Here is an 11192-nt window from a genome sequence, read left to right as displayed (position 1 = left end):
GGAAGGACAGGTCGCGGAGCTGCCGGTGCAGTTTTCGGCCATGTCACAGATACCGGCCGATGCGCGGCAGACGGTGTTCGCGCTCGCGAAGCAGTTGTCGGCGGTTTCGTTGCAGGAGCTTCCGCAGATTCCGCCGCCGGTGCACGGGTTGCCCGCGTGCACGCTGCAGGTGCCGCCGGAACACGTGTCGGCACCGTTGCAGAACGTTCCATCGTTGCAGGGAGCGGTGTTGTTCGGGTGTGCGCAGGTTCCGCTGCCGTTGCAGAGGTCGTTGGTGCACGCATTGCCGTCGCTCGTACATGGCGTCGATCCGCTTGCGAACGAGTCGGCCGGACACGTGGCTGCGCCGCTGCAGAATTCGGCGACGTCGCATTCGCCGCTGGAGGCGCGGCACCGGACCGACGTCGAGGCGAATCCGTCGGCAGGGCACGACGCGGACAGGCCGTTGCAGGTCTCGGCCACATCGCAGATTCCCGATGCCGAGCGGCAGGTGTTTCCCGAGGCAAACGTGTTGGAAGGACACGTCGCGGAGCTGCCGGTGCAGTTTTCGGCCATGTCACAGATACCGGCCGATGCGCGGCAGACGGTGTTCGCGCTCGCGAAGCAGTTGTCGGCCGATTCGTTGCACGTGCTTCCGCAGATTCCGCCGCCGGTGCAGGGATCGCCCGCGTGCACGCTGCAGCTGCCGCCGGCGCACGTGTCGGCGCCGTTGCAGAACAGCCCGTCGTTGCACGGGCCGGTGTTGCTCACGGCGTCGCACTGGCCGTTCTGGGGATTGCATGTGCCGGTATTGCACGCGTCGTTCAGCTCGGAGCAGTCTTTCGCACTGCCGCTGCAGACGCCGGCCTGGCACGAGTCATCGACCGTACATTTGTCGTGATCGTTGCATCGGCTGCCGTCGGCGTGGGTGATGGCAACGCACTCGCCGGTCTCGGCGTCGCATGTGCCGGTGTGGCACGCATCGGTCAGACTCGAGCAATCCTTCGGCGTGCCGCTGCAGACGCCGTCGATGCACTGGTCGGACAGCGTGCAGATATTGCCGTCGTTGCACGTTGTTCCATTGCTCTTCGGGTGAGCAAAGCATCCGGTCTCCACATCGCAGGCGGCGTCGTTGCACTGATCGGCGAAGCTCGAGCAGTTCTGGGGCTGGCCGCCCACGCAGTCAGCACAGTCCGAGCAGTTTCCCGGCGTCGTGCACGCGTCGGCGGTGCAAGGTGTGCCTTGCGGCTGCTGGTCCCCGAAGCAGCCGATCTGGTCGCTGCACATGCCGACGAAGCACGGAGCGTCGAACGCCGAGCAGTCCCTGGTCGCCGGGAGACATTCGCCCGTGTCGCACTCTCCATAGCCGGAGCAGAAGCCCTCCCCTACGCTGCACTGCGTTCCGTCTGCGTCCGGAACGAGCTCGCACTGCTGTGTCTGAGGATTGCAGACCCCTTCTTCACACGGGCCTTCGCCTTCGAAGAAATTGCTGCAGTCCGCTGGATCGCCCTGGCAGAACCCGTTGCCGCAGATGCCCGTTCCGCCGCAGAGATCATCCTGCTGACAGGTATTGCCGTCCGGGATCACGTTGTTGGATGAGCAGTTGCCGTCCGAATTGCAGGTTTCGTTCAGCGTGCAGCCGTTGCCGTCGTCGCAGGGGGGATTTCCCGGCCGAGGAGTGTGGCCACAAAATACGGTGAAGCACTCGACGCCCGGGCATATGCAGGCGTCTGTCGTGCACTCGTTGCCGTCGTCCGTGCACGGCGTGTCGATGGGGTCGATCTGGCAGGTGGAGCTGCAGCAGTCGCCGTCCTCCAGGTTGCCGTCATCGCACTGCTCGGAGCCGTTGGTAAAGCCGTCGCCGCAGACGGCGACTGTCGTCGAAGTCGACGAAAACTGGGCGGCGACGACGGGCGGCAGGGATGTGATCAGGAAGATCGAAAGCGGGATTGCAATGAAGCGCGAGACTGACGCAGTTTTCACCGGCTCTCCTTTTTGGGCCGCCCCAGGCTGTCGTTTTGACCGTCCGCCGGGCTGTCGGTCGACCGCCCGTCGTAGTCATTCGACCGCCCCTCGCGGCAGCCTTCGATCGTCACGCTGCTGCGTCGGGTCCCCCGCTGCAGCGTTCGATCGCACCGTGGCAGCGTCCCCCCGCCCCGGCAGTCCTGCGAGTATGCCTAATCTCCGGGCCCGGTACACCGGAAATTGACCGACAGGCCCGCGCAGCTTCGAAGGATCCTGAGGGCGTCGCTCGCGGTGACCGTCTGACTGCCGTTCACGTCACAAAGGCACAGCTCGCACGGCCGCAGCCCGAGGGCACCTTGCAGGACGACCACGGCATTGACAACGCAGCGGTCGTTTCGAAACGGATGCCCGCAAAGTCGGCACTCACCCGACCGGTCGTCACAGGTGTCCGCACATCCCGGACCGGTCGGACAGGTCGACTCGTGCACGCATTCGCCGGTCTCGACGTTGCACGAATCGTTGGTGCAAGTGGCTCCGTCGTTGCACTGGAAGTCATTGGTGCAGCCGCAGGTGCAGTCGTTCAGGCACGTCGTGGCTCCTTCGCAATCGGTCGAGGCGCCGCCGGCTGGGTCGCATTCCTCGCCGCTGTCGAGAATGCCGTTGCCGCACGGCGCCGAGCCGGCTCCGAGATCGAGCATCATGACGACCAGGCTGTGGCAGTCGGCGGTCGGCTCCATTCCGTCGAAGTTGATCGTCTGGATCCCGGGCGCTCCGAACGCCGCCGTGATGTCGAACGTGTGAATGTCCCACAGTCCGTCGGCGCCCGCGCGGCCGGAGCCGGCGTTCGGAAGCGAATGCCCGTCCCAGAGCGTCGCCGTGTCCTGGAACGTGACGGCTGACGCGCCGGTGAACGTGATCGGCCCGTCGCCGAACGACTGTCCGTCGCTTGCATGGATCTGCGCGAAAACGCTGCCGCCCGTGTAGTCGATACCGGGCAGTGTGGCATGCCAGCCGGCGGTTTCGCCGGGGAATGCGAACTGGATGAAGTCCGAATCATTGCCCTCGAAAAACACCAGGTCGCGGTCGTTCGCGTCGATGTTGTCGTTGAAGAGGACGATCAGCGATGCGCCGTTGCCGAAGTGATTGGTCCCGCCGTTCAGTCCCGAGATCGTGTAATCGCCGTTGCCCGCGACGAGGTTGGTCACGTCCGCAAAGAATGCGCGGCTGCTGCCCGGGCCCCAGCAGTTGGTTTCGGCATCGCCGAGGCTGACCCCGGTGATCGACGTCCCGTTGAAATCGATGGTCGGGTTGTCGTAGACGGCGCCCGTGCCGCCGTTGTCGATTCCCTGCCAGTAGAGGAACGCTTTTCGAACCGGGCCTTCGACTCCGGTGATCGTGATCGTCCCCGGACCGCTTCCGAGCCCGCCGACCCCTGAGGAGACATAATCGGTCGAAGTTTCCGTTCGGCCCAGAGTGACCGGCTTGGCGATCGCGCCGCTCGTGAAAACGAAAATCGCCCACGCAACGGTGGCGAAACGGGCAGTAAATCTCATTCGCATCCAGTCCTGTGTGTTTTTTGGTGGAGAGCGGGGTTGTTCGGGGAACGATGCCTGCGGAAGCGGCCCGGCGTCAAATCATCTTTTTGGTCGTCGATCACAACGGCACGACGCGGAGAAACGATTTCCCCCGGCGTCGTGGGTGCGTTCGCGAATGAACGCGGGACTATGGCGGTTGCGCGAAAAAGCATCGGCTGGACAGAGCCGGCGATCACGGCTGGTTGCATTCGAGATCGACCGCAAGGCCGGCACAGCGGCGAAGAATCAGAAGTGCGTCGGTGGCTGCGACCGCGCCGCTGATGTCGACGTCGCACGTGCACAGCTCGCAGGCGCGCAACTCGAGCGCGCCCTGCAGCACGAAGACGGCGTTCGAGACGCACAGATCGTTCCGGTACGGGTGGCCGCACGTGCGGCACTGGCCCGACACTTCGTCGCACGTGTCCTGGCAGCCGGGACTCGTCGCGCACAGCGCTTCGTCGATGCACTGGCCGTCCTGGCAGTGCCCGCCGGTCGAGCATGCTGACGCGTCATGGCACGCGCTGCCGTCATCGCGCGTCGTCGTGCGGCAGGTATCGGTCTCGGTGTCACAGACCGAATCGTGACATGCGTCGGCGAACGCGGCGCAGTTCGCATCCGAACCGTTGCACGTGCCGGGTGTGCCGAAGCCGCGCACCGCAACCACCTGGTTGAAGCCGCCGAACGTCGAGAACAGGAAATCGCCGGTCAGCGGATCGACGACGGCTCCCTCGGCGCCACTCAGCCCGGTAAGGAATTCGGTGCGTGTCGCAAGGATCGGATCGCCGTCCCTGTCGATCTTGTACGTCGCGATCTTTCCCGCTCCGTATTCGGCGACGAGGATGCTGGTGAAGTCGACGAACTGCGGAGATGCGGGCGGCACATAGACGAACCCCTCGGGACCTCCCGGTATCTGCAGGCGATGCGAGACAGGGACGTCGAGGTCGTATGTTCCGTTGCCGTCTGCCACGGCCTTGGTGTCGTACCAGTCTCCGGAGCTGTAGGTGACGAGCTTCAGGTGGCCGGCACCCGGAAACCCCGCAGGCACGAACTGCAGAGCCGACAGCGACGATGCGACGCCAAGCGGCGTAAGCGGAATGACCTTGTCGGTGACGTCGCTTCCGGGCTTGAGCTCACCGAGCTCATTGACGGGCCATCTCGCGGTAAAGAGCACGCTCGACGGGCCGAACGTGACGCCGCCGTCGTTGTACGCAGCAGCGGCGTAGACGGTCGCCGTACCGCTGAATCCGGTGACGTGATGGTCGGCATCGCGCACCACCGAGATCGAATAGAGATTGCCGGCGGCGGTGTTGGCGCTGCCGCCGATCAGCAATGTGTCCGGATCGTCGGGGAGAAAGGTAAGACCGCCATAGTTGGTGGGTACGCCGGGAACCGAACCGAGCGGGACGGCCGTATAATCGTCGTCGAACGGAGCAACGATCGTCTGCGCCGACGCACGCTCGCTCGCCACCACCACGCACGCGAACGCCAGTACGGCTGTCCAGGCCGGGCTTTTCCGCATCTCGTCCGTATCCCCCGTTGACTGCGGCTCCCGGGCGCCATGGGAACGGCGCCGCCGTGCTGCAATCGGGCGCAAGATGCCCCGTACCGACGACGCCCGTCAAACGCCCGGGCGACGCAGGAACCAGCCCGGGAACGCGCCCACAGCTCGAAGACGAACTCGAACCCGAGCGCGAGCGCGAACAGGAACTGGAGCAGGATCGCGAGCGGGACCTCGCCGGGACTCGCCGACGACCCGGAAGTCGAGTGGGGGAAGCGTACCGGCTCCGGTACACTGTCGCGATATGGCACGACGGCAGCGATTCCGGTTCACGCGCATTCGCATTCGCCTGCTGCGGGGCGACACCGCCTCGCACCGCGCGTCGCGACTGACGCCGATGCGGATCGCGCTGATCGTCGGCGCGCTGCTCGCGATTGCGCGCTGCGTCGACTTCAAGCCGCTGAGGATCCTCGACGCGCGGTCCGTCGACCTTCGACTGCTCGCGCGCGGGCCGGAGCCGGCATCGCCCGACGTCGTCATCGTCGCCGTGGACGACCAGAGCATCGCCCAGGTGGGCCGGTGGCCATGGTCGCGCGGCACGCTCGCCGAATTACTCGACCGCATCGATGCGGCCGGGCCTCTCGCCATCGGGTTCGACATCGTGCAATCCGAGGCTACGACGCCGCCCGACCTCAGCTCGCTCAAGAATCGCGTCGATGCCGATGCACTCGCGAAAGTCACAAATGCACTTAGCGAGGGCAATCCGGAAGACCGGCGACTCGCCGAGTCGGTGGCGAAATCGGGGCGCGTCGTGCTCGGCTATTTCTTCGAGATTCCCGGGGTCGAGCCGCAGGAGCCGCCCGAGGAGCCGGATGCCCCGTTCACCGAATACACCATCGTCCAGCAGAAGGATCACGAAGGGGCCCGGCACGTGCCTCCGGCCAGCGCCGTGACGACCAACATTCCGCCCGTCGCCGCGGGAGCGAAGAAAACCGGCTACTTCAACATGATCCCGGATCCGAACGACGGCTATTGGCGGCGCGTTCCGATGGTGCTTCGTTACGGCAACCGCCTGGCCGTACCGCTGTCACTCGCGACGCTGTCGGTGGCGTATCCCGATCGTACGCTACTCCTCAAGATCGCAGATCGCGACGTCGTGGAGCTGAGGTTCGGCAGCGAGGCCATCCCCGTTCGCGAGGATGGTCAGCTGCTCGTGAACTATCGCGGTCCGCAGAAGACGTTCGTGCACATCGTCGCGTCCGATCTTCTTGCCGGTCGCGTAAACCCCGACGCGCTGCGCGGCAAGATCGTGCTCGTCGGCGTGACGGCGACGGCGGTGGCCGACGTTCGTGCGACCGCGTTCGATCCGAGCTATCCGGGAGTTGAAATTCACGCGAGCGCGATCGACAACATCCTCCGCCGCGATTTCCTCGAGCAACCGTGGTGGATGCTGCTGCTCGGCGAGGTCACGGCCATTCTGATCAGTGCTGTCGTTCTCGGGGCCACGCTGCGCCGGGCACGCGGCGTGGCGGCGGCGCTCGTGGCCGCGGCGCTCGTCCTTGCCTATCTCGGGCTCAGCCAGTGGCTGTTCCTCGCAACCGGCATTCCGCTCGGGCTCCTCTATCCGCTGCTGGCGATCGCGCTCGTCTATGTGACCATCGGCGTGCACCACTTCGTGACGGTCGATCTCGAGAAGCGGCGCACGCGCGAGGCGTTCAGCCGGTATCTCAGCCCCCACCTCGCGAACATCGTCAGCGAGAATCCGGACATGCTGAAGCTCGGCGGCACGCGCCAGTGCCTGACCGTGCTGTTCTCCGACATCCGGGGCTTCACGTCGATTTCCGAAGGGCTCGAGCCCGAGACGCTGGTCGAGATCCTGAACGTCTATCTTGGAGAGATGACCGGCATCGTCTTCGAGCACGACGGCACGCTCGACAAGTACATCGGCGACGCGATCATGGCGGTGTGGGGTGCGCCGGTTGCGTGCGCCGACCATGCGGCGCGTGCGTGCGATGCGGCGCTGCGGATGCGCGAACGGCTTCTCGAACGATGCGGCGAGTGGCAGGCGCAGGGATGGCCGCGCATCGATGCCGGCATCGGGCTGCACACCGGCGACATGGTTTCGGGCAACATGGGCTCGTCTGCGCACCTGAGCTACACGGTCATCGGCGACAACGTGAACCTCGGCTCGCGCCTCGAAGGCCTGACCAAAACCTACGGCGTGAGCCTTCTCGTAAGCGAAGCCACGCGCGCCGCAGCAGGCGACGCGTTCGTTGCACGCGAGCTCGACGTGGTCGCGGTCAAGGGCAAGGCGCTGCCGGTGCGGATTTACGAGCTGCTCGGCCGCGCGGCCGACGCTTCACGCTGGAACGACCTGATTGCGCGCTTCGACGCGGCGCTCGCCCTGTTTCGCGCACGCCGGTTCCCGGAGGCCGAGAGCGCGTTCGCGACCGTTCTTGAAAAGTATCCCGAAGACGGCCCGAGCCGTCTCTATATTTCGAGGTGCCGGATCTTCGCCGCGTCGCCGCCGCCCGAGAACTGGGGCGGCGTGACCGTCATGGAAACGAAATAGGAGAATCGGGGACAGACACCGATTTTCGAAAATCGGTGTCTGTCCCCGATTTTCAGGCGTCAGAAGTGGACGTCGATCTCGGTTGCCGCGTCGAGCACCGGCTGCGGCTGATTGAGAAGGTCTCCGCCGGTCTTTGCCGGCTCTTCCGGCGGAAGGTCGGCAATCGGCTCGAGCCCGGTCGTTCCGCCGGTCTGGGCAATCGCACCCTGGCCTTCGCTGGTATCGGGCGGCGGAAGCTCCTGGTTGCCGAGCGCGGGCTCGCCGAGCAGGAGGGTCTCCGGCACGCCGCTGCCCGGCATGTCGAGCCCCGCGGAGAGCTGCCGGTAGCGTTCGTCGTCTTCGTTGATGCGTCGCGGCGGCGTCGGGAATCGTCCCTTCGCGACCTCGGTGATCTCCATGCTGTGGATGAGCACGCCGTGGCCCTTGCGGTCGAGCGTGCTGTTGACCGCGACGGTTCCGCCGAGGCCGAGCACTTCGCTCAGCTGCGTGCGCGAGTCGTACGCCATGATGAACTCGGTGCCGCGAACGCCGGAGACGGCGGTCTTGGTTTCGATCTGGTAGCTGCCCTGGCCGCCCGAGTAGTAGTCGCTGACGAGCGCACGCACCTTGCCGCCGAGAAGATGCATCAGCGTGCTCGCGGCGCCGGTGCCTGCGTTGAAGACGGTCTCGTCGATGACGAGCGTCGAGCCGTCGCCGATGTTGATGACCGAATCGTCGACGAACAGCAGCCGTGCGCGCCCCGGCGTGCCGGTGCGGATCGTGTCGCCCTGGCGAATCGCGCTGCCCACTTCGGCGGGCGAGAACGTGCCGGCGCGTCCGATGTCGACGGTGCCTTCGAGGCTCACCACGCTGCCGGCATCGCCGGTCTCGGCGTCGGCCGCGGTTGCCGCAAGAAGGAAAAGAAAGGCCGTAACGGTTGTCAGCATCGCTCTCAGCATCTCAGTACCTCACCTCGACTCCGAGTGACGTGATGTGACGGGTGTAATCGAAGGACGTCTGGTTCGAGTCGTTGCGGCGGAATACGTACGACCCGATCAGATACGTGCGCGGGAAGACCCTCGCCTCGACGCGCGTGACGACCGTGTGCTCGTTGTCTTCGCGACCGTCGGCCGCCGACGCCGTGTAGTTCTCGAACTTGTACGCGTAGAGCGCGCCCGCGACCAGCCAGTTATTGAATGCCCAGTCGATTCCGGCTTCGACCTGGTTGCCGTCGTAGTTGAACTCTTTGCCGCTGTTCTTGTCGGCCACATCGGTATCGAAGCGGTAGCCGACGATCACGTTGCGATCGAGGGCGCCGAGCGCGAAGTACTGACGGAGCCCTGCCGCATGGTTGATCGAATCGCGGATCGGGTCGTACGGCTCCTCGTTGAAGTCGCGCGCACGCATCCGGTAGTACGCTTCCGTCTTGCCGAACGTGCCTTCCGCGTAGCGGACCCACGGCAGCACCGTGCCGCCGTCGAGCAGGTTGTGCTCGTCGAGCATCGCGTGCTCATAGCCGGCCGCGGCCCCGATCGACAGCGGACCGTGTACCCACTGGCCTTCGCCGCCAAGCTTGTGCGACTGGACGTCGAAGCGCTCGAGATCGAAGTGAAGGCTCTGCAGGAAGTCGTACCCGAGCGCGAGCTGGAAGTTCGGCCTCGAGATGACGGCGTAGCGGCCGCCGGCGGTGATCACCGCGCGGCCGTCGGACTCGTCGCTGATGTCGTAGACGTTCTTGGCGACCTTGTTGTCGTCGGGCGCGAGCGCGACGTTGCTGTCGTACTCGAACGCGAGGCCCGCGTGCAGCAGATAACGCTTGCCCGTCGGCCCGCCGGCCAGGTTGGCCAGGAAGTTGGACGCCTGGCGCGCGAACTCGCTATCGCCGCCGTTGTCGCGCACCCATGTGAAATCTTCGGTCGCCTGGTCGGTGTTGCCGGCGCGCAGTGCCGCAAGGCCCTGGTAGTAGCGCGCCGCAACGGCTTTCTCCGGATTCCTCGTGGCGGCGCTCGTAAGCGCCGTGCGAGCTGCTTCGTAATGGCCGCGCCGGCTCTCGACGATTCCGAGCTCGAGCTCGGCTTCGGCCGCGCTCTTGCCGGGTTTCTTCGCCGCGATCTGGAGCTCGGCCACGGCTTCATCGAGCTTTCCGGCGCGATAGAGCGCGTAGCCAAGCTCGAGATGATCGCGCTCGATTCCGGGATCGGCGGCGGCAACCACGCGCCGGAGATCGACGACCGCTTCGTCATAGCGGCCGGCGTGGCCGTAGCCGAGGCCGCGATAGTAGAGCGCACGGATGTCGTTCGGATCGTCGGCGACCGCCTGCTGGAACAGCGCAATGGCGGTGTCGGTACGTCCGGCGTGAAGCTCGGCCAGGCCTTTGGTGTAGAGCCGCTCGGCCTTGCCGCGCTCGGACGCATGCGCCGGCGCGGCAAGCGAGACGGCAAACGCAAGGCCTGCAACGAAAGCCACGACCAGCGCGCTCCGGCCCGGCATCCTCGAAGGCATCTTTGAAACTTGCGGAGTCCGCATTTCCATATCGGCTCGCATCATTGCGGACATTGGGTTTCCTCCACGATGACGGTCGCGCTCGCCGGCGACAGGTCCGGAGCGGTCGCCTCGGTGACCTGGATCGTGAAGTTCGACAGCACCAGAGGCGGAGCCTGCTGGAACACGCAGCGCGCGAGATCGACCGGTCCGCTGAACGGCTCCCCGCTGATGATCGCGGTGAACAGGTTGGACGAATCGGTGTCGTCGTCGTTGAACGACGCCAGCGTGCTCTCCGGGTTGCTGTCGAGCAGCAGCTCGCAGTCCACGTCCTCGCCGCTTCCGACGAATTCACCGCCCGTCGCGCCGTACGAGACCGTGTAGGCTACGCCGACGTAGTCGGCCGTATTCGTTACACGGAACGTCAGGCAGAAGGTCTCCTCGCCGTTGTCGAGTGTCGTGGTCGTGATTAGCTCGGTCGTCGACGTGATGGTCGTCGACGACGTGGTCGAAGAGACGGTCGTGGTCGTCGTCGTCGCACCGGGCACGATGAACGTCGTATTGGATTCCATCGAGCGCTGCGGCTCGGCGGTGTTGCTCGCCTGGATCGTAAGATCGGCGGTCCCTGCCGGCAGCACGACCGGAGGACGCGCCGTCACGAGGAATCCCGAGACGTCGAGTGCACCGCCGGCGCTGCAATCCGGAAGCTCAGAGTCGTCGTCGGCGCACGGATCGAGGTTGACGATCTCGGCATCGGTGCTGACTTCACCGCTGTCGACGTGGACGTCGATGTCCTCGTCGATGCCGAAGTTGGCGTCCACCACCGCGAAGCGGATGCGCGGCCGGTTGCTTTCGGCGGTTTCGCCGTCGGCAGGATCGAGGTCGAGCAGGAAGGGGAGCGAGTGGACATCGACGTCGACCACGTTGCGGACGCCGGCGACCACGTCGATCGGAACTTCGTCGCTGCCGAAGCTCGGCAGGGTTTCCTCGTCTTCGCACGCGACGCCTTCACCGTCGCTCGTCGCGCAGGTCGCGCCCACACCGTCGGACGGTGCGAAATCGGTCGGGTAACCGTTGACCTCGAGCGTCGAGTCACCGGGAGTCACGTTGGCGAGAAGGATGTGCCGGTCGATGAAGGCCTGGC

General features: G+C 65.6%; 7 protein-coding genes. 1 reads left to right on the top strand and 6 read right to left on the bottom strand.

Features of this window, described 5'->3' with window-relative positions:
• The 3 genes from VN634_09565 to VN634_09555 form a co-directional block, all read right to left on the bottom strand.
• A partial coding sequence (locus VN634_09565; protein HXC51118.1) for a hypothetical protein occupies positions 1-1962 on the bottom strand: 1962 nt, incomplete at its 3' end.
• A 194-nt stretch (positions 1963-2156) separates the two neighbouring features.
• A complete protein-coding gene (locus VN634_09560) occupies positions 2157-3497 on the bottom strand; it encodes a hypothetical protein (protein HXC51117.1) in 1341 nt (446 codons plus the stop codon).
• A 214-nt stretch (positions 3498-3711) separates the two neighbouring features.
• Positions 3712-5037: a hypothetical protein gene (locus VN634_09555; protein HXC51116.1), complete on the bottom strand. Its 1326-nt coding sequence runs from the start codon at positions 5035-5037 to the stop codon at positions 3712-3714.
• Positions 5038-5320: 283 nt separating this feature from the next.
• On the opposite strand from VN634_09555, the gene VN634_09550 reads away from it, so the two are divergent.
• On the top strand, positions 5321-7588 hold the full coding sequence (locus VN634_09550) for an adenylate/guanylate cyclase domain-containing protein (GenBank protein ID HXC51115.1): 2268 nt from the start codon (positions 5321-5323) through the stop codon (positions 7586-7588).
• Between the two features lie 59 nt (positions 7589-7647).
• On the opposite strand, the gene VN634_09545 is transcribed toward VN634_09550, so the two are convergent.
• From VN634_09545 to VN634_09535, 3 genes are all read right to left on the bottom strand, one after another.
• Positions 7648-8514, bottom strand: coding sequence for a FecR family protein (locus VN634_09545; protein ID HXC51114.1), 867 nt, complete (start codon positions 8512-8514; stop codon positions 7648-7650).
• Between the two features lie 13 nt (positions 8515-8527).
• The gene (locus VN634_09540; GenBank protein ID HXC51113.1) at positions 8528-10057 is read right to left on the bottom strand and encodes a tetratricopeptide repeat protein; all 1530 of its coding nucleotides are present in this window, start codon (positions 10055-10057) and stop codon (positions 8528-8530) included.
• 53 nt (positions 10058-10110) lie between these two features.
• Positions 10111-11192: hypothetical protein (locus tag VN634_09535; GenBank protein ID HXC51112.1), on the bottom strand; the 1082-nt coding region annotated here is incomplete at its 5' end.

The sequence above is a fragment of the Candidatus Limnocylindrales bacterium genome (assembly GCA_035571835.1).
In the GTDB taxonomy this organism is placed as follows: Bacteria; Desulfobacterota; Binatia; order UBA1149; family CAITLU01; genus DATNBU01.
This window is presented reverse-complemented; position numbering and strand designations above follow the sequence as displayed.